This window comes from Streptomyces sp. NPDC005408 (assembly GCF_040606445.1).
Classification (GTDB): domain Bacteria; phylum Actinomycetota; class Actinomycetes; order Streptomycetales; family Streptomycetaceae; genus Streptomyces.
Map to the genome: position 1 here is coordinate 196,635 of NZ_JBEXEX010000007.1, position 19,013 is coordinate 215,647.

At 70.3% G+C, this 19,013-nt stretch carries 18 protein-coding genes; 10 read left to right on the forward strand and 8 right to left on the reverse strand.

All coding sequences use genetic code 11. From position 1 onward, the window contains the following. Nucleotides 1-38 precede the first annotated feature (38 nt). Both ABZS64_RS10285 and ABZS64_RS10290 read right to left on the reverse strand, forming a co-directional pair. Entirely contained in the window at nucleotides 39-647 is a 609-nt protein-coding gene (locus ABZS64_RS10285) for a hypothetical protein (protein ID WP_355825918.1), read from the reverse strand. A 391-nt stretch (nucleotides 648-1,038) separates the two neighbouring features. Next, nucleotides 1,039-1,506 (reverse strand): DUF6643 family protein, encoded by a 468-nt coding sequence (locus ABZS64_RS10290; protein WP_355825921.1) that lies wholly within the window; start codon nucleotides 1,504-1,506, stop codon nucleotides 1,039-1,041. Nucleotides 1,507-1,759: 253 nt separating this feature from the next. Between ABZS64_RS10290 and ABZS64_RS10295 the strand changes: the two genes are divergently transcribed. Beyond that, entirely contained in the window at nucleotides 1,760-3,073 is a 1,314-nt protein-coding gene (locus tag ABZS64_RS10295; RefSeq protein WP_355825924.1) for a TerD family protein, read from the forward strand. A gap of 4 nt (nucleotides 3,074-3,077) precedes the next feature. On the opposite strand, the gene ABZS64_RS10300 is transcribed toward ABZS64_RS10295, so the two are convergent. After that, complete coding sequence (locus tag ABZS64_RS10300) at nucleotides 3,078-4,253, reverse strand: glycosyltransferase (protein ID WP_355825927.1); 1,176 nt, start codon at nucleotides 4,251-4,253, stop codon at nucleotides 3,078-3,080. Nucleotides 4,254-4,311: 58 nt separating this feature from the next. Here ABZS64_RS10300 and ABZS64_RS10305 point away from each other — a divergent pair, with 58 nt between their 5' ends. Both ABZS64_RS10305 and ABZS64_RS10310 read left to right on the forward strand, forming a co-directional pair. Beyond that, nucleotides 4,312-5,082, forward strand: coding sequence for an aspartate/glutamate racemase family protein (locus tag ABZS64_RS10305; RefSeq protein WP_355825930.1), 771 nt, complete (start codon nucleotides 4,312-4,314; stop codon nucleotides 5,080-5,082). Between the two features lie 87 nt (nucleotides 5,083-5,169). Then, complete coding sequence (locus ABZS64_RS10310) at nucleotides 5,170-5,736, forward strand: hypothetical protein (RefSeq protein ID WP_355825933.1); 567 nt, start codon at nucleotides 5,170-5,172, stop codon at nucleotides 5,734-5,736. Between the two features lie 64 nt (nucleotides 5,737-5,800). Here the strand turns inward: ABZS64_RS10310 and ABZS64_RS10315 are convergent, their stop codons facing one another. Beyond that, entirely contained in the window at nucleotides 5,801-6,880 is a 1,080-nt protein-coding gene (locus ABZS64_RS10315) for an O-antigen ligase family protein (protein ID WP_355825936.1), read from the reverse strand. A 232-nt stretch (nucleotides 6,881-7,112) separates the two neighbouring features. Between ABZS64_RS10315 and lnt the strand changes: the two genes are divergently transcribed. The 4 genes from lnt (at nucleotide 7,113) to ABZS64_RS10335 (ending at nucleotide 12,131) form a co-directional block, all read left to right on the forward strand. Continuing rightward, a complete protein-coding gene (gene lnt, locus ABZS64_RS10320) occupies nucleotides 7,113-8,732 on the forward strand; it encodes an apolipoprotein N-acyltransferase (protein ID WP_355825939.1) in 1,620 nt (539 codons plus the stop codon). Between the two features lie 10 nt (nucleotides 8,733-8,742). Then, a complete protein-coding gene (locus tag ABZS64_RS10325) occupies nucleotides 8,743-9,225 on the forward strand; it encodes an NUDIX domain-containing protein (RefSeq protein WP_355825942.1) in 483 nt (160 codons plus the stop codon). Nucleotides 9,226-9,280: 55 nt separating this feature from the next. Next, on the forward strand, nucleotides 9,281-10,096 hold the full coding sequence (locus tag ABZS64_RS10330; protein WP_355825944.1) for a 3-hydroxybutyrate dehydrogenase: 816 nt from the start codon (nucleotides 9,281-9,283) through the stop codon (nucleotides 10,094-10,096). A 115-nt stretch (nucleotides 10,097-10,211) separates the two neighbouring features. Further along, nucleotides 10,212-12,131: a GAF domain-containing protein gene (locus ABZS64_RS10335; protein WP_355825945.1), complete on the forward strand. Its 1,920-nt coding sequence runs from the start codon at nucleotides 10,212-10,214 to the stop codon at nucleotides 12,129-12,131. 67 nt (nucleotides 12,132-12,198) lie between these two features. On the opposite strand, the gene ABZS64_RS10340 is transcribed toward ABZS64_RS10335, so the two are convergent. Next, on the reverse strand, nucleotides 12,199-13,587 hold the full coding sequence (locus ABZS64_RS10340) for an MFS transporter (protein ID WP_355825947.1): 1,389 nt from the start codon (nucleotides 13,585-13,587) through the stop codon (nucleotides 12,199-12,201). Between the two features lie 376 nt (nucleotides 13,588-13,963). On the opposite strand from ABZS64_RS10340, the gene ABZS64_RS10345 reads away from it, so the two are divergent. After that, a complete protein-coding gene (locus tag ABZS64_RS10345) occupies nucleotides 13,964-14,626 on the forward strand; it encodes an HdeD family acid-resistance protein (protein ID WP_355825950.1) in 663 nt (220 codons plus the stop codon). 124 nt (nucleotides 14,627-14,750) lie between these two features. On the opposite strand, the gene ABZS64_RS10350 is transcribed toward ABZS64_RS10345, so the two are convergent. The 3 genes from ABZS64_RS10350 to ABZS64_RS10360 all read right to left on the reverse strand — a co-directional run bounded on the left by ABZS64_RS10350 (nucleotide 14,751) and on the right by ABZS64_RS10360 (nucleotide 17,625). Beyond that, nucleotides 14,751-15,392, reverse strand: coding sequence for an NAD(P)-binding oxidoreductase (locus tag ABZS64_RS10350; protein WP_355825953.1), 642 nt, complete (start codon nucleotides 15,390-15,392; stop codon nucleotides 14,751-14,753). Between the two features lie 176 nt (nucleotides 15,393-15,568). Next, nucleotides 15,569-16,492, reverse strand: a complete 924-nt coding sequence (locus tag ABZS64_RS10355; protein WP_355825956.1) for a glutamate ABC transporter substrate-binding protein — start codon at nucleotides 16,490-16,492, stop codon at nucleotides 15,569-15,571. A 170-nt stretch (nucleotides 16,493-16,662) separates the two neighbouring features. Continuing rightward, entirely contained in the window at nucleotides 16,663-17,625 is a 963-nt protein-coding gene (locus ABZS64_RS10360) for a DUF3048 domain-containing protein (protein ID WP_355825959.1), read from the reverse strand. A 143-nt stretch (nucleotides 17,626-17,768) separates the two neighbouring features. Between ABZS64_RS10360 and ABZS64_RS10365 the strand changes: the two genes are divergently transcribed. Both ABZS64_RS10365 and ABZS64_RS10370 read left to right on the forward strand, forming a co-directional pair. Continuing rightward, nucleotides 17,769-18,122 (forward strand): cupin domain-containing protein, encoded by a 354-nt coding sequence (locus ABZS64_RS10365; RefSeq protein WP_355825962.1) that lies wholly within the window; start codon nucleotides 17,769-17,771, stop codon nucleotides 18,120-18,122. 101 nt (nucleotides 18,123-18,223) lie between these two features. Continuing rightward, on the forward strand, nucleotides 18,224-19,006 hold the full coding sequence (locus tag ABZS64_RS10370) for an amino acid ABC transporter ATP-binding protein (RefSeq protein WP_355825965.1): 783 nt from the start codon (nucleotides 18,224-18,226) through the stop codon (nucleotides 19,004-19,006). The last annotated feature ends 7 nt before the right edge of the window (nucleotides 19,007-19,013 follow it).

Consider the following 19,013-nt stretch of genomic DNA (forward strand, 5'->3'; position numbering starts at 1 on the left):
GCGCGCGCGACGAGCGGGAGTTGACGAGATGTGACCGGTCAGCTGCCCGCGCCGGTGCGGCCCCAGTCGGGGCCCGCCGCGGCCCAGGCCCGGTCCAGGCGCGCGTATCTGCGTCGTACGAGCCGCCACACGACCAGCCGTCTGGTGCATTCGACGAGCCCGGCGGCGGACAGGGCGGCGCCGATACCGGCGAGAACTGCGTGCACCCGCGCGGTCGCCGCGTCCATCGGGCGATTGACGATCATGCCCGTGCGGTCGGTCCACAGGGTGAAGGTGACTCCCGGCCGGGCGGTACGCAGCACGGTCGAGACGTTGCCGGTGTGCCGACTGCCGTCCACCGCCGTCCACTTCGCCACGACCGGACGGCGCTTCTCGCGGGTCGCCGACCCCTCGGGGTCGTACGCCGGGGGCTTGGGCTCCTTCGCCGGTCTCAGCACCGTCGCGGTGACTGGATGACGCTGCTGGCGCTGGATCCGTACCGACTGTCGCAGCGAGTCGTCCGTCAGACTCCCGCTGAGCCAGCCGAAGGCCGGAGCGGCGGTGACGAGAAGCACGGCCGCGACGAGCGCCACCCATGCCTCCAGAAGATCCGTCGCACGGCGCAGGGGATTGCGGCGCCAGCGCCAGACTCCTGTGGCTGCTCGCACGGTCCTGCACCCCCTTCCGCGTCCGTCATAGCCCGGTGCGGCACGGCTCAAGCGCGGGTGGCCCGAACAGAGAGCAAAGTAACCCCTGCCACTCGCCACGCCCCGGCCCCCGCAAACCGTCCAACGCGCCTGGCACCACGGAGGGTTCCCACGGGCGCGAGTCGGCGCGGATCGGCCGGATTCTGCCGCCCCGCGGGGCCAGGAAGGGCCGACGACCGCGCCCGGACATGCGCCAACGCCGGCAGTCGACTGCCGGCGTTGGGTGGCCACCTTGGCCAAAGGGTCGATCAGTGTCCACCGACGGTCCCCCGGCGAATCCCCGCGGCTTCTCAGCCGTTTCGCCGGGTGCGCACCCCGCGTCCGACATCGGACCGGGTGGACAGTCGGTCGGTCAGTACCCCCGGCCGCCCTGGTACGGGCGGTTGTACGGGTCCTCGTAGGGCGACGGCGCGGGAGCGGGACGGGCGGCCGCCGGCCGCATCGCCTCGTAACCAGTGGCCACCGGACGCGGCTGCTGTTGCTGCTGGGCGTAGCCCTGGGGGCCGGGGTACCCGCGCGGCACCTGGGGCTGCTGCGGGATGTACGGCGCAGGCGCGTGCTGCAGCGGCATGGGCTGCTGCATCTGCTGCATCTGCGGATAGCCGTAGGAGGGAGTGGGCGAGGGAGCCGCCGGGAGGGCGGGCAGGGCCGCGGGGAGCGCCGGCAGATAGCTGTTGCCGGTGTCGTACGCGGAAGGCACTCGGATCGGGGCGATCTGAGGTGTGCCCCGCTCCGCGACCAGGGAGTCGTAGATGGGGGTGTCGGGGAACGACGGAGCGGAGTAGTAACCGCCGCCGTAGGTGGCGCGGGGGGAGGTCATGGCACATAAGTTAAGCCCACGATGTGCTGGTTGGGGAGCCCGATAAGAGGGTTGTTTCGGGAGATGCGAGTGACAGTGGATCCCCAATGCGAGCGAATCTGGGGAAATCGGTCTCAGGCAAGTGCTTAGATCGTGTAAAGGGCAAGCTGAGAGCGGGTTACCCACGGGTCGGCCGGGGCGTTCGGGCCGCCCCGGTGATTAGGTTGTCCGCAGATGAACTTTCCGGGCACCGCGACTCGCGATGGGGGCGAGCATGTCCATGCTTAAGGGAGCCAATACTCCGGTGCCGGCGCAGCAGGTTCGCGTCGAGCTGGGCTGGCGTTCGGGCCCCGGCGTGCCTGACGTCGACGCCTCGGCACTCCTCCTCGCGTCGGGAAAGGTCCGCTCCGACGCGGACTTCGTCTTCTACAACCAGCCCACGCACGCCTCGGGAGCCGTACGCCACGAGGGCAAGCAGACCGGGCCGGACGGTGTGAGGGACCTGGTGTCGGTCGACCTCGCGCGCGTGGAGCCCGCGATCGAGAAGATCGTGCTGGCCGCATCGGCCGACGGCGGCAGCTTCGGTCAGGTGCCCGGTCTCTACATCAAGGTCCTCGACGCGGGCTCCGGAGCCGAGATCGCGCGCTACGACAGCCAGGACGCGACAGTGGAGACGGCCTTCGTCCTGGGCGAGCTCTACCTGCGTCAGGGTGCGTGGAAGTTCCGTGCGGTGGGACAGGGCTACAGCACCGGACTCGAAGGCCTGGCGACGGACTTCGGCATCACGGTCGACGAGCCGCAACAGGCGGCACCGGCTCCGCATCCCGCTGCCCCGATTCCCGCAGAGCCCGTGATGCCTCCTGCACCTCCTGCCCCGATGCCGCCTCCTGTTGCACCTGTGGCGCCTCCGGTTTCTGCGCCGCCTGCGCCCGCTGCCCCGCCCTCCGCTCCCGTACGCCTCACCAAGGTGACGCTCACCAAGGACACTCCCTCCGTCTCCCTCACCAAACAGGGCGGCACGTCGGGCGCGATGCGCGTCAACCTCAGCTGGCAGGTACGCAAGCAGTTCCAGGGCTGGGGCGCCAAACTCGGCAGAGCCGTCGCCATGCACGGCGACCTCGACCTCGATCTGTGCGCGCTCTACGAACTCACCGACGGCCGCAAGGGCGTGGTCCAGGCTCTTGGCAACGCCTTCGGCGCGCTCCACCAGCCCCCGTACATTCATCTCGACGGAGACGACCGCACCGGCGGCACCTCCGGCGAAAACCTCACCATCAACCTGGACCACAAGGACCGGCTGCGCCGCGTCGTCATCTTCGTCACCATCTACGAAGGCGCGCGCAGCTTTGCCGATCTCGACGCGACGGTCACACTCCAGCCGCAGCACGGTGCCGCGATCGACTTCTCACTCGGCGAGTGCACCGTGCCGTCGACCGTCTGCGCGCTCGCGCTGATCACCAACACCGGCTCGGATCTCGTCGTCCAGCGCGAGGCCCGCTTCCTGGTCCCGGAGCGCGGCGTGAGCCCGCAGCGCACCATCGACTACGCGTACGGCTGGGGCATGAACTGGACGCCCGGCAGGAAGTAGCGCCTCACCGGTCGGGAGCCGTCTGGGGACGTGAGTACGTACGCCCCTTCCAGGCGGCTCCCCGGCCGCGGTAGTGCTGCACCGCCGAATCGACCGTCATCAGCAGATACAGCAGCGCGGTGAAGGGCAGCAGGGGCGCGAGGAGCATCGGCAGCCGGTAGTAGCGCAGCATGGGCAGATACGTCCCCGTCATCACCGCCCACGCCAGGCCGCCGGCCCAGCCCGCGGCCGCGTCGTGCCCGAACAGTCCGGCGCAGAGCGTGACGGGCGGGGCGAGATAGACCAGTGCGAGACCGACGACCGTCCCTGCCAGCAGCAGGGGACTGTGCAGCAGTTGCGCGTACGCGCTGCGGGACACCATCCGCCACAGGTCTGCCGGCCGCGGATACGGCCGCACGCTGTCCACCCGCTCGGCAAGTCCCAGCCAGATCCGGCCGCCCGCCCGCTGTACCGCCCGCGCCAGCGACACATCGTCGATCACCGCCTGCCGGATCGACTCCGGCACGCCCGCCCGCTCGGCGGCCTCGGTGCGCAGCAGAACGCAGCCGCCCGCCGCTGCCGCGGTCCCGGCCCCCGGGCGGTTGACCCGGCGGAAGGGGTAGAGCTGTGAGAAGAAGTAGACGAAGGCGGGCACGATGAGCCGTTCCCACCCGCTCGCGACCCGCAGTCGTGCCATCTGGGACACGAGGTCGAGCCCGTTGGTGCGGGCCGCGGCCACCAACTCGCGCAGGCTGTCCGGCCCATGGGCGATATCCGCGTCGGTCAGCAGCAGATACTCGGGCTCGCGCGCCGCCCGGGCCACGGCGATGCCGTGCCGCAGCGCCCAGAGCTTGCCGGTCCATCCCGGCTCCGGCTCACCGGGGGAGACCACGCGCAGCGGCAGCCCGCCGTGCCGCTCGGAAAGCGCCCGGGCCAGCTCTCCGGTTCCGTCCGTGCTGCCGTCGTCGACCAGAACGATCTCCGCGCGTCCGGGATAGTCCTGCCCAAGGAGCGAGGGCAGGCTGACCGGCAGGACCTCCGCCTCGTCCCGCGCGGGCACCACAACGGCCACATCCGGCCAGTCGGATGGGGCCTCGCGCCGGGGCAGCCGCTGGTCAGTACGCCAGAAGAAGCCCTGCCCGAGCAGCAGCCACCCCCAGGCGGCCAGCGATCCGACGGCGATCCAGGCAACGGCGCTCATTCGCCGAAGTCTGCCCCACCACGCAGGTACCGCAAGGGCAGTCGACTATGGTGACCGGGTGAAGATCGCGCTCATGGACTCCGGAATCGGCCTGCTCGCGGCGGCCGCCGCGGTGCGCCGGCTGCGGCCGGACGCGGATCTTGTCCTCTCCTCCGACCCCGACGGCATGCCCTGGGGCCCGCGTACGCCGGACGATCTCACCGAGCGTGCACTGGCCGTGGCCCGTGCGGCCGCAGCCCATCGCCCCGACGCGTTGATCGTGGCCTGCAACACCGCATCGGTGCACGCCCTGCCCGCGCTGCGCGCGGAGCTCGAGCCCTCGATCCCGGTCATCGGGACGGTCCCCGCGATCAAACCGGCGTCGGCCGGTGGCGGCCCCGTCGCCATCTGGGCCACGCCCGCCACGACGGGCAGCCCGTACCAGCGCGGCCTCATCCGGGACTTCGCCGACTCGGTCACCGTCACCGAGGTGCCCTGCCCGGGGCTCGCTGACGCCGTGCAGCAGGCGAACGAGACGGCCATCGACGCGGCCGTGGCAGCCGCGGCCGGCCTCACTCCCGCCGATGTAAGGGCCGTCGTCCTGGGCTGCACCCATTACGAGCTGGTCGCAGACCGCATCAGTGCCGCTGTCGGGCGGCATGTCGTCCTGCACGGCTCGGCCGGGGCCGTCGCGGCGCAGGCGCTCCGCCGTATCGGCCAACAGCCCGCCCCCGACGCCGCCCCGGGCGGTCTCACCGTGCTGCTCAGCGGCCGCGAGTCCGCCCTTCCCGAACAGGCGATGAGCTATGCCGAAGGCCGTCTGCTCCAGGCAGTGACGACCGCGCACTGACGGTGATCGCTCTTACGGCCCCGATCCTGGCCGTATCCGGCTTGCCGAGTCCATGCTGCGCCGCGGGAAGCTGGGTACCCTGCTGCCATGACGGACCACCCGCACGACTCTCTGCCCACCACAGAGCCGCGGCCAGCGGTCTGGACGGGCCGTGCGACAAACCGCTACCAGTGGCTGCTCGCCGCGGCAGGCGCGGCCTGCATGGCGCTGGGTATCGAGCTGGCCGTCGACTACGCGTGGAACGCGGGCATCGTCGCCCTTCTGATGTCCGTGATCGGCTGTGTCGCGGCGGGGCTGTTCATCCTCTACGGGACCCTCGCCTTCGTCCATGTGGCGGTGAAGGTGGACAGCGATGCCGTCGAAGTGCGCTGCGGCCACATCGGGCTGCCGCGCCGACGGATCCCGCTCTCCCATGTCGTGGGCGCGGAGTACGACCCGAAGGTCAATCCGCGGCAGTGGGGCGGCTGGGGGTACCGCTGGCGCCCGGAGAAGGGCACCGCCGTGGTCGTGCGCCGTGGTGAGGGCATCGTCGTCACTCTGGGCGACGGCAGGACCTTCACGGTGACCGTCGACGACGCGGAAGCGGCCGTCAGGGCGATTCGGCACTGCCTCGGGCCGGCCGGCACGGGGACGGTCAAGCCCGCGGAAGCCTGAGCGCCAGGCTGCCGGTCGACGTGCGGTACGCCTGCGCGGGTTCTTGAACGGCTCCGTCCGACCCCTAAAGCACCGGGCTGTCCGCCTGCCGCTGCCTCGCCGCATGCCGGTGCCCTCCCGCTGAACCCTCGCCCGGCAAACGCGCCGTCGCCAGACCGGCGAGCAGCCCCGCGCCCGCCGTCACCGGAGTGAAGCTCAGAGCGTTGCCGACGCTCGCCAGGAACGCCAGTGCCGTCAACGCGGCGCCCGCGCTCAGCACCACCGGCGTGGACCGGGGCGAGCGCCGCAGGCCGTAGAGCATCCAGCCGAACGCCGCCCCCAGCAGTGCAACCCCCACCACACCCTGCTCGGCCGCCTGCTGCAGCGAGGCCGAGTGCGGCTTGCCGTCGGAGCCCAGCGACAGCTGCGCCGTGGTGCTCAGCTTGTCGAAGCGGTCGGGGCCGACTCCCCGTATCGGATCCTCTTTGGCGAGATGGACCGCGTCCTGCCACAGAGCCACGCGGTTCTGGGTCAGCTGTCCCTCCAGCGAGACCGTGAGCCCTTCCGGCAGCGCGTCCTCGGCCACACCCCACGTCGTGGCGACGACCAGGCCGGTGACGACGGCGAGTCCTCCGAGCGCGAGCGTGCGGCGGCGCATCCGGACCGCCGCGAGCGAGCAGAGCAGTACGCCGATGGTTGCGGCGAACCCGGGCACGGAACCGAGCGCCAGCGCGGTGGAGGCGACCGCGAGCGCGAGCAGTCGCAGTGCGAGCCGCAGCACCGGCGGACGGGCCGCCGAGGCGGCGCAGCAGGCGGCGCCCGCGGCGAGGACCAGCAGGGCGGCGGACGCACCGGTATGGCCGGGCTGGGTGGCCGCCCCGGCGTTCGCGCCGGGTACGCCCTGCCGTGAGGCGATCGCCAGACCGAGGGCTGCGAGCGCCGCGGCGGACGCGGCGGCGACCGGCAGGAGTGTGCCGGAGATACGCCCGCAGGCGTATCCCGCGGCGACGGCGAACACGGCGAGCAGCACGCCCTCGGGCCTTGCCTCGCGCCCAGCCGCGCTGACCAGCGACCACACGACGCATCCGCTGAGGACGACGACGCCGACTACGTCGGTCGCGCTGCCGCGCTCGCGCGCCGCGGACCGGCTGTCCGGTGCAGCCATCCCGTCGACCCCCCGACCTGTGACGGGCCCTGCCGCAGCAGCCGAACCGGATCGGGTGGCAGGGACTGGCGCACACGGTAACGGCAGATGCGGGGGTTTGTGGATGGGTTGCGCAGGAACGTTGCAGCAGCCGTGATCGCACCCGTGGTGGCAGGCGGCTCCGGTTGGGATACGCGGCGGGTGATCGGACCGGACTGCCGGGAGCACAGGTCGCCGCCGTAGACTCCGCTGCGTGAGTGCCACCATCACCTCCGTCGACACCCCACAGCCCGCCACCGCCGCAGGCCGCCCGCTGCTGCGCCGGTCCGTACGGCCGGGCGCCGCCGCCCTGTCCGGGGTGATGCTCTTCCTGAGCTTCCCGCCGCGGCCCCTGTGGTGGCTTGCGCTGCCTGCCTTCGCGCTGCTCGGCTGGAGCCTGTACGGACGCCGGCTGCGGCCCGCCTTCGGCCTCGGTTACCTCGCCGGGCTCGGCTTCCTGCTGCCGCTGCTCGTCTGGACGGGCGAGGAGGTCGGCGCCCTGCCGTGGGTGGCCCTGTCAGCCGTCGAGGCGGTGTTCGTCGCGCTCGCCTGCATGGGCGTCGCCGCGGTCTCCCGCCTTCCCGTGTGGCCGGTGTGGGCCGCCGGCGTGTGGATCGTGAGCGAGGCGGCTCGTGCGCGGATGCCGTTCGGCGGCTTCCCCTGGGGCAAGATCGCCTTCGGTCAGGCGGACAGTGTCTTCCTGCCGCTCGCGGCGGTGGGCGGGACGCCACTGCTCAGCTTCGCTGTCGTCCTGTGCGGCTTCGGCCTGTACGAGACCGTCCGCCGCGTCCTCGCGTACAGGCGCACCGGCGAACTGCCGCGCGGTGCCACGGTCGCGGCGATCCTCGCGGTGCTCGTCCCCGTCGCGGGGAGCCTTGCCGCACTGCCGCTCGTCGACGACTCCGCCGAGGACGGCACGGCTACCGTCGCCGCGATCCAGGGCAATGTGCCGCGCCTGGGGCTCGACTTCAACTCCCAGCGCCGCGCGGTACTCGACAACCACGCCCGCCGTACCCAGCAGCTCGCTGCTGATGTGAAGGCGGGCAAGGCGGCGAAGCCGGACTTCGTGCTCTGGCCGGAGAACTCCTCGGACCTCGATCCGTACCGCAATGCCGACGCCAAGCTGGTCATCGACGATGCCGTGCAGGCGATCGGCGTACCGACCGTCGTGGGCGCCGTCGTCACTCCCGACACCGGCAAGCTCCGCAACACCCTCATCGAATGGGACCCCGTGCGCGGGCCCGTCAACACGTACGACAAGCGTCATGTGCAGCCCTTCGGCGAGTACATCCCGATGCGGTCCTTCGTACGGCTCTTCAGTTCGGACGTCGACCGGGTCCGGCGCGACTTCGGTCCCGGCCACAAGGTCGGTGTCTTCGATCTGGCGGGCACCAAGGTCGGGTTTGTCACCTGCTTCGAGGCGGCGTTCGACGACGCCGCGCGGGACACGGTCACGCACGGCGCGCAGCTGATCTCCGTACCCAGCAACAACGCCACGTTCGGGCGAAGCGAGATGACCTACCAGCAGCTGGCGATGTCGCGGGTGCGGGCCGTCGAGCACGGGCGCTCCGTCGTCGTCCCCGTCACCAGCGGCGTCAGCGCGGTGATCATGCCGGACGGAAAGATCGTTCAGAAGACGAAGATTTTCACTCCGGACGCGCTGGTGGCCAAGGTGCCGCTGCGTTCCTCGCTCACTCCGGCGACGCGGCTCGGAACCTGGCCCGAGGGGATTCTGGTGCTGGTCGCGGCCGGTGGTGTGGGCTGGGCGGTCGCCCGCGCGGGCGCGGCCCGCAGGCTGCGGAAGACGGAGCAGGGCGCGGTCGACGCCGGTTAGGGTCGAGGACATGGCAACCCCTGACTTCATCCGAGAGATCCGGGCCGGTGCCGGCCATCAGCTGCTCCTGCTGCCCGGCGTCAGCGCTGTCGTCTTCGACGACAACGACCGGGTGCTGCTCGGCAGGCGTGCCGACACCGGCAAGTGGTCGATCATCGGCGGGATCCCGGAGCCGGGGGAGCAGCCGGCCGTCACGGCTGTGCGCGAGGTGTACGAGGAGACCGCGGTGCGCTGTGTCGCGGAGCGGGTCGTGCTAGTCCAGGCGCTGCGGAAGCCGGTCACCTACCCCAACGGCGACCAGTGCCAGTTCATGGACATCAGCTTCCGCTGCCGGGCGGTGGGCGGCCAGGCACGCGTCAATGACGACGAGTCGCTGGAGGTGGGGTGGTTCTCCGTGGACGCGCTGCCGGAGCTCAAGGAGTTCTCGCTCTTCCGGATCAAGCAGGCCATGACCGAGGGACCTGCATGGTTCCAACCCACTGTCGAGCAGTGAAGTATGGGCGCTGAACACATCGGTCGGCGGATCATCACTGCCTAGGGTGCGAAGCATGACCGCCCCCACCGCACCAGGTCCCGCACCCCACCTCCGTACCCCCACGGTCGATCTCGATCTCGGCGGCCGTACGGCACTTGTCACCGGCGCTGCGGGCGGCATCGGCCGCGCCTGCGCGCTGCGGCTCGTGGCCGCCGGCGCCAAGGTCAGGGCGGTCGACCGGGACGCCCAGGGGCTCGATGCCCTGGCCGCGTACGCCGAGGGGCTGGCGGGTGCCGTCGAACCGGAGGTCCTCGATCTCACCGATCTCGACGCGGCGGAGGCGGCCGCGGCCGGTGCGGACATCCTGGTCAACAACGCGGGGCTGCAACTGGTCCGGCCCATCGAGGAGTTCCCGCCGGACGTCTTCCACACCGTGCTCACCGTGATGCTGGAGGCGCCGTTCCGCCTGATCAGGGGCGCGCTGCCGCACATGTACGCGCAGGGGTGGGGCCGGATCGTCAATATCTCCTCCGTGCACGGGCTGCGCGCCTCGGCCTTCAAGTCCGCGTATGTGGCCGCCAAACACGGTCTTGAGGGGCTCTCCAAGACCGCGGCCCTCGAAGGTGCACCGCACGGGGTGACATCGGTCTGCGTCAATCCCGGCTATGTGCGGACCCCACTGGTCGAGAGGCAGATTGCCGACCAGGCGGCCGCGCACTCCGTGGCCGCGGAGCGTGTGCTCGCCGACGTACTGCTCAAGGACTCCGCGATCAAGCGCCTGATCGAGCCGGAGGAGGTCGCCGAGGCGGTGCTGTATCTGTGCACTCCGCAGGCGTCCTTCATCACCGGAACCTCGCTCACCCTCGACGGCGGCTGGACCGCTCACTAGCGCGCACGGCCGCGGAGCCTTCCGGCCGCGGCCGGGGGGTGACGAGGTTGTCCACATTGGCTTCGTCGTCCACAGGTCTGGTGCGACCACCCGTACGGCAGGTAATCCTGTGTCCATGTCCCACGATCAAGCCTCCTACCTGGAGCTCCTCGCACGCGGTGCCGCCGCCGAGGCGTACGACCGCCCGCTGCTGCTCGCCCGCGCGAGCGGCGCAGGCCCGGACGAGCTCGCCGCACTCGACCAGGCCAAGCAGCTCGCACTGCGGGTGCGCGCCGAACTGGAGGGACGGCGACGGCGTGAGGCCGAGCTGTCCGCGCTCTTCGAGACCGCGCACGATCTGGCGGGACTGCGCGATCTCGACGCCGTGCTGCGCGCGATCGTGCAGCGCGCCCGCTCGCTGCTCGGCACCGAGGTCGCCTATCTGAGCCTGAACGACCCGTCGGCGGGCGACACCTATATGCGCGTCACCGAAGGCTCGGTATCGGCGCGCTTCCAGCAGCTGCGGCTGGGCATGGGGGAGGGGCTCGGGGGGCTCGTCGCCCAGACCGCACGGCCGTATGTCACCGACAGCTACTTCGACGACCCCCGCTTCGAGCACACCAGGGCGATCGACACAGCGGTGAGCGACGAGGGCCTGGTCGCGATCCTCGGGGTGCCGCTGATGCTCGGCAGCCAGGTGATCGGCGTGCTCTTCGCCGCCGACCGCCGTGCGAGAGTCTTCGAACGGGAACAGGTGGCGCTGCTCGCCTCGTTCGCGGCCCATGCCGCCGTTGCCATCGACACCGCGAACCTGCTGGCGGAGACCCGTTCCGCACTGGCCGAGCTGGAGCGGGCCACCGAGATCATCCGGGACCACAGCGGCGTCATCGAGCGCGCCTCGGAGGTCCACGACCGGTTGACCGAGGTGGTCCTGCGGGGCGGCGGTGTCCATGATGTGGCCGCCGCGCTGTCCGAAGTCCTGGACGGTACGGTCGAGTTCAGGGACGACGACCTCGAGGCGCCCGGCGCCGACGGACACGCGGTGCGGCACGGGGACGACTGGGTGGCCGCGGTGTCCGCGGGCGGTGAGCTGCTGGGTGCCCTGGTTCTCCGCGGCCATCGGGACCTCGATCCCGTCGACCAGCGCACTCTGGAGCGCGCCGCCATGGTCACCTCGCTGCTGCTGCTTGCCCGGCGCTCGGCCCACGAGGCCGAACAGCGGGTGCGCGGCGAGCTGCTCGACGACCTCCTGGACGCGGCGGACCGGGACCCGCGGCTCCTGCGCGAGAGGGCGGCGCGACTGAATGCCGATCTCGACATCCCGCATGTGGTGCTCGCCGCCCGTATCGACGCACCCGGCGCGGACGCCACGGGACGGGATGCCGCAGGGCGGGGTTCCGACGCGGGCGACACCGCGGAGCGGGAGACCGCTGACCGGCAGCGTCTGTGGTCTGCCGCTTCGCATCTGGCCGCGACCCGCTCGGGTCTGGCGGCTGCCCGCGACGGCGGCACCGTACTGCTGCTGCCGCTCGGCCCCCGCGACAGCGCGTCGGAGCTCGCCCGCCAGACAGCCAGACAACTGGGCGGCACGCTCAGGGAGTTGGTCACCGTCGGCGCTTCCTCGCCGGTCGCCGCGCCCGCGGGCGATCCGGGCCCGATAGCGGGGGCGTACGAACAGGCGCGCCGCTGCCTAGATGCCCTGCGCCTGCTCGGCCGCTCTGGGCAGGGCGCCGCGGCACAGGACCTGGGATTCCTCGGCCTGCTGCTCGCCGACCCCGGTGACATCGACGGTTTCGTCCAGCGCACGATGGGCGAGGTCGTCGACTACGACCGCAAGCGCGGCACGGACCTGGTGCGCACCCTTGACGCGTACTTCGCCAGCGGTATGAGCCCTGCCCGTACGAAGGACGATCTGCACGTCCATGTGAACACCGTGGCCCAGCGGCTGGAGCGAATAGGCCGGCTGCTCGGCCCCGACTGGCAGTCACCGGGCCGCGCGCTCGAGATCCAGCTGGCGCTGCGTCTGCACGCGATGTCCACGTCGGTCGCCCGCTGAACACGGCGCCGCGCGGACCCCCTTCGGGAGTCCGCGCGGCAGGCGGGAGTTGTACGTCTCCGCGGCGTCAGGCGGTGCGCACATCCGCCGAGCGGGCGGCGGGCGCCTCGTCCACCGGCTCCGCGTCGACGGCGTTCAGATCCCGCTGCCGGGTCTCACGCGCACATCCGATGGCCACCACGGTGATCAGTGCCGCGGCGATGACATACAGGGCGATCGGCGTCGACGAGTCGTAGTCGGCGAGCAGCGCGGTGGCGATCAGCGGCGCCGGGGCTCCGGCCGCGACCGAGGAGAACTGCGCGCCGATGGAAGCTCCGGAGTACCGCATGCGCGTCGCGAACATCTCGGCGAAGAAGGCGGCTTGCGGTGCGTACATCGCTCCGTGCAGCACGAGTCCGACGGTGATGGCGAGCAGAAGATTGCCGAAGCTGCCGGTGTCGATGAGCGAGAAGAACGGGAACATCCAGGCACCGACGCCGATCGCGCCGATGAGATACACGGGCCTGCGCCCGATCCGGTCCGAGAGCGCGCCCCACGCCGGGATCACGGCGAAGTGCACGGCCGAGGCGATGAGGACGGCATTGAGCGCGGTCTGCTTGCTCATCTCCACCGCGGTCGTCGCGTACACAAGGATGAAGGCGGTGATGACGTAGTAACTGATGTTCTCCGCCATGCGTGCGCCCATCGCCACCAGGACATCGCGCCAGTGGTGCCGGAGCACGGCGACGAGCGGCATCTTCTCGGCCTGCCCGGCCGTTGCCTTGCGCGCCTCGGCCTGCGCCAGAGCGGCCTTGAAGACCGGTGATTCATCGACAGAGAGACGAATCCACAAACCGACGATCACGAGTACACCGGAGAGGAGGAAGGGTATGCGCCAGCCCCATGAGGTGAAGGCGGCGTCCGACAGCAGGGCGGTGAGCGCGGACAGCACCCCGGTGGCGAGCAACTGCCCGGCGGGAGCCCCGGTCTGCGGCCACGACGCCCAGAACCCGCGCCGCTTGGCGTCCCCGTGCTCCGACACGAGCAGCACGGCCCCGCCCCACTCACCGCCGAGTGCGAACCCCTGCACCAGCCGCAACGCGGTGAGCAGCACGGGCGCGGCGGATCCGACGGTGGCATGCGTCGGCAGCAGCCCGATCGCGAAGGTCGCCCCACCCATCAGCAGCAGACTCAGCACCAGCAGCTTCTTACGGCCGAGCCGGTCGCCGTAGTGCCCGAAGACCAGCGCGCCGAGGGGACGGGCGGCGAACCCGACGGCGTAGGTGAGGAAGGAGAGCAGGGTTCCGACGAGCGGGTCGGAGCCGGGGAAGAACACCTTGTTGAAGACCAGCGCGGCGGCCGATCCGTAGAGGAAGAAGTCGTACCACTCGATGGTGGTCCCGATGAGGCTCGCGGCGACGATGCGCTTGAGGGAGCTGGGGGCAGGGGCTGGTGGGGCGGATGCCGAGGCGGCCATGGTCACCACTTCCGAGCGGGGGGACGGAGACGATTCGATTTCGGCACACGGTAGAAACCCGCTGGTCACAGGCACATGTGGTGGGACAACATAGTTCCTGGGCGGGGCATGAGCCGAGCCCCCATGCCAGCGTTCCGGCCCGAATCGGGGGACCGACGCGGCGCGCACCTGCGCAGGAACACTGGGATGCTGAAGGGGAGAGCGCTGCCCATGACCTGACGAACAGTGTTGTGAGCGCCATGGCTGGGTGCGCACGGGCTACCGCCGGGGGTGACCCGGTGGCCGACGGCGGGCGGGACGCTGGCCCAGAGAGGTCCCCGTACACCGCCCCGTCGGCGGTCCGGGAGCGCTCCGCTCGATCGCGTGAGGAGGAGCCATGACCGTGTCGCGTGATCCGGCACCGCGTACCGGACCGGAACAGATGCCCGAGGGGGCGGCCCCCGGCCCGGTGGGCGACCCTGCGGAAGTGTTGGCGGAACTCGGGCGTTCATGGAAGTGGATCCTGGGTTCTGCGGTTGCCACGCTCGTGCCGGGCATTCTGGTACTGGTCTGGCCGGAGGAGACCCTGCACGTCCTGGCGGTCCTCATCGGCCTGTACCTGCTCGTGATCGGGGCATTCCGGTTCGTTGCGACCTTCGGCCGGGACGACCACGGCGAACGGCTCCCCGGGCTGCTCCTCGCGGTGCTGTACGTCCTGGCAGGCGTGCTGTGCCTGAGGAACCCGTTGCAGACCATCGCCGCGCTCTCGCTGATCGTCGGGATCGTCTGGCTGGTGTCCGGCATCCTCACCCTCTACACGGCCATCGCCGCCAAGGACCTGCCCCACCGCGGCTTCGTCATCGGCGCCGCGGTGATCGGCATCGTCGCGGGGATCGTGGTACTGGCCCTGCCGACCGAGTCCGCCCGGGCGCTGACCCGGCTGCTCGGTCTGTGGCTCGTCCTGATCGGCCTGGCCGAGGTGGCGCTCGCCTTCGCATGGCGAGCCGCACTCCGCAGGTCCGGCATCGCTGGGCCGCAGGGCCCCGACGGGACGGCCTGAGCCCCCGGCCGGCCGTGTCGGCCGGCGCTCACCCGCCTCGGGTGAGGCCGCCCGGTCTGGCCCTGAGCTGGGTGAAGGCGTACCTGTCTGGTGTTCGCGGCCTTGGCGCTCGGCGTCGCTGTGGTCAGCCGCGGTGCGAGCTCTGGTTCGTGAGGATGGCGGTGCGGCGGGACCAGGTCGCGTCGGTGAGCTGCGTGAGCATGAAGTGGGCGACGTCGGCGCGGCTGATGCTGGGCAGGCCCTTGATGTCGACATGGTCACCGACACGGTAGGTGCCGGTGAAAGGCTTGTTGGTCAGCGTCACCGGATAGACGAGGGTCACGTCGAGGCCGCTGGCAAGGAGCTTGCGGTCCGCCTGTCCCTTGTCCGGATAGATCTTCCTCAGCATCGTGCGGTAGAGGAACCGCTGCTGCCACGAAGCCTGGGAGTACGTCTCGTTGACGCCGAAGGCCGAGAGGAAGATCAGGCGATCGACTCCCGCCTCGTGCATGGCGGGGATGAGCGCGTCAACGGTCCGGCCGACGATGTCGGACGTCAGGCTCTTGCCCGACCCCATAGTGCTCAGCACGGCGTCCTGGCTGACGGCGGCACTCGCGATCTCCTGCTCGTCGATGACATCACCGACGAGCACAGTCAGCCGGTCGCCTGGCCGGGGAAGCTTTTCCGGGCTGCGGACGAGCGCGGTGACGTGGTGGCCCTCGTCAAGGGCCCGACCGACCAGCCGGCGGCCGGTGGGGCCGGTCGCGCCGAGAACCAGGAGGTTCATGTCGGACTCGCCTTCCGGTCTGCCGCGGGGGCCGGGACGACTCACTTTCCTCCAGCCTGGGCCAGCGGGATGCACGGCGCTACCGCGCAGGAAGGTCTCGGTGCCGAAGAGGAGACCACAGGTCACAGGACACCATGCGTCTCCCCCGAGCCGTCGGGGTGACGGTGGCGACGGTGTCAGTAGCGCTCGACCACCGGCGCGCCGCTGTACTTGGAGCCGGAAAGGCCGAGCGTCGCCGCGTACGCCCTCTTGTGATCGCCGTTCTCGTCGTGCGCCTCGAGTGCGTCCGTCACCGCGTCACGCAGCGCCTCGTCGTCCTTGTTCATGCCGACGCCGTAGGGCTCCTCGGTGAACGGGTTGCCGACGACCCTCAGCTTGTCGGGGCGCTGGGCGGCGTAGCCCATGAGGATGGCGTCGTCCGTCGTGACGGCATCGACCTTCTTGTCGAGCAACTGCTGGACGCACTCGAAGTACTTGGACGTCTCGACGGTCCTCGTGTTGTAGTCGGGCTTCTTGATCTCCCGCAGCGCCGTCGAGCCCTTGACCGAGCAGACCGTCTTGCCCTCCAGGGAGTACGGCCCGCCGATCGTCTTGTCGTTCTCGCGGACCAGGAGGTCGGCGCCCGCCACGAAGTACGGGCCGGCGAATCCCACCTTCTTCTTGCGCTCGTCGTTGATCGTGTACGTGCCGACGTACAGGTCGACCTCGCCCTTGGAGATGGCGGCCTCGCGGTCGCGGGTGTCGACCGTCTTGAACTCGATCTTGTCGGGCGAGAACCCGAGATCGGCGGCGATCATCTTGGCGATCTCGATGTCGAATCCGGAGCGCTTGCCGTCCGACTCCTCGAAGCCGAGGAAGGGCTGGTCGTTCTTGGCGCCGATGACGAGCTTGCCGGCCTTCTGGGCCCTCTTCAGGGTCGGAGAGTCGATCGTGACGTCCTTGGCGACCGCGTACGTGGGCAGCCTCGGGTGGTTTCCGTTCGAGATGGCGGTGGGCCCGTCACTGGAGCCGTCGTCGGACGTGCCGCTGCAGGCGGTTGCGGTGAGGGCGACCGAAAGCACAGTGATCGCCATGACTGCGGCGGACTTGCACGACTTCATGGTGAAACATCCTCAATGTCAACAGAACCAGCAGGCTCGACAGTTCGGGGCAAGATGGGAGGACAGTAGGGACACGGTCATCGAACCGTCATCACATCTGAGGGGAACTTGAGCATCACGGTCCGGCCACGGAAGGCCGTCGTCCCTCCTGGCCCGGTCGAGACCCCGGATCAGTGAGCCGCGTACACGATCCAGATCTGTCCGGGGGCGAAGGGCATCGACGTGCCGTCAGGTGTCGTGAATGCTGTCCCGGACGCGGCGGTGCCGCGCTTCCATTCGGCCTTGTACGCCTTGCTGTTGCGCAGGACGAGCGCCGTGCCCGAGCCGACGGTCTCGGTGTACGGAGTGGTGTTTCCCCCGCGGTCGTGGAACTGCGACGGGCGCACGGTGACGTACTGCACGACGACGGTGGCCGCACCCAGCTGCTGTCCTGCCGGTGTGCGGGACGGGGCGCCGTCCATGCCCACCAGCCACTGCCGCCTCTCTGCCGACCACGTGAAGCTGAAGCGTGCGGCCGGATACCGGACGCTGTACGTGGCAGTCGGCTTCCCTCCTGCGGGCGCGGGGCCGAAGGTGAAGCCGGCGTAGGTCGCGGCGTTCACGCCGGGGATGTCGCGCCGGGTGCGCTCGGGCCGTAGAAAGAGATTGTGCGGCGCGGCCCGGTCCTGGCTGCGGAAGTACGCGTCCGGTTCCTTTCCCGGCGGAAGCGCGTACACCGGGGCTGCCGCGATGACCGGCAGGAGCTTGCTCTGTGCCCCGGAGAAGGCGAGGGTCGGCCGGTCGAACTGCCGGAGCAGTTCCAGGTCGGATTCACGGGCACTGCGCACCGGGCCGACGACGGGGGGCACCTGAGAGGAGTAGAGGGCGAGTATCCGGCTGAGCCCCGCCTCGACCTGCTCGGCGTAGACGATGTCCGCCTTGTCGAGCCCTGTCTGCGGCCGTGCGGGACCGACGTTGTCGATCTTCACCGCGAGCACGTGGGAGCCCGGGACGGATTTGCCGGAGGACGGTCCACGGTTGTCCGTCGGCGGGGCGCCGTCGCCGCCCTGGCATCCCGAGGTGGCAAGGGTGAGCGTCGCGAACAGCATCGCGAGTGCGGCGGCGGCCGATCTCTTCTTGGTCTTCGCGGGCATGGCTGAAGCCCTTCGGCATGTCTCACTCTCTGTAGTACGAGAGTACGGTGCGCGAGGGCCGAACGTTCTGTCATCCCGACGCGCCGGGAGAGCGGCAATGTGTCCCTGCCCTGCGACACCCGGCATGACCTAACGTCGCGATCATGACGACGTTCAGCAGTTTCGCCGTACACATCCCCGACGCCGATCTTGAGCCCGACCCGCTCGACCCGGCACAGATTCTCCAGGGCACTCCCGAGGTGTCGGGCAAGGTGCTGTGGGAGTCGGAGGACGGCAAGAACATCCGTGGAATCTGGCAGATCACCCCCGGCGTGGTGACCGACACCGAGGCCAACGAGCTCTTCGTCGTCATCAGCGGCCGGGCCACCATCGCCGTCGACGGCGGCCCCTCCTTCGATGTCGGCCCGGGCGACGCATGCGTACTGCGCGAGGGCGACCGGACGACCTGGACCGTGCACGAGACACTGCGGAAGGCGTACCAGATCACCTCGCAGTGACCGTGGCTCGAACTCCCGGATCACGCGGGCCTGACAAGGGGAATTGCTACAGTTTGGGTGCCCGCGTGCGGCCGATCCGAGGCGGACGGAGTATGAAGCCGATGAGCGGAGTGACAGTGAGCAATGGACATGCCACGCAGGCCAGGAGCGACGCCCTTATCGCGCTGAGCAAGGTCAACAAGCACTTCGGCGCGCTCCATGTGCTCCAGGACATCGATCTGACCATCCACCGTGGCGAGGTTGTCGTCGTCATCGGGCCGTCCGGGGGCGGGAAGTCGACGCTGTGCCGCGCCGTCAACCGCCTGGAGACCATCGACTCCGGCGAGATCGCCGTCGACGGCAAGCCACTGCCCGCCGAGGGCAGGGAACTCGCCCGGCTGCGGGCCGATGTGGGCATGGTCTTCCAGTCCTTCAACCTCTTCGCGCACAAGACCGTCCTGCAAAACGTGATGCTGGGCCAGATCAAGGTCCGCAAGACGGACAAGAAGGCTGCCGAGGAGCGGGCGCGTTCGCTGCTCGACCGGGTGGGGGTCGCCTCCCAGGCGGACAAGTACCCGGCGCAGCTCTCCGGCGGCCAGCAGCAGCGCGTCGCGATCGCGCGCGCACTGGCCATGGATCCCAAGGTCATGCTCTTCGACGAGCCCACCTCGGCCCTCGACCCCGAGATGATCAACGAGGTCCTCGAGGTCATGCAGCAGCTCGCCCGTGACGGCATGACGATGGTCGTCGTCACTCACGAGATGGGCTTCGCCCGCTCCGCTGCCAACCGTGTCGTCTTCATGGCGGACGGCAAGATCGTCGAGGAGACGACGCCGGAGGAGTTCTTCACCAATCCGCGCAGTGCCCGCGCGAGGGACTTCCTTTCGAAGATCCTTCACCACTGAGCCGGCC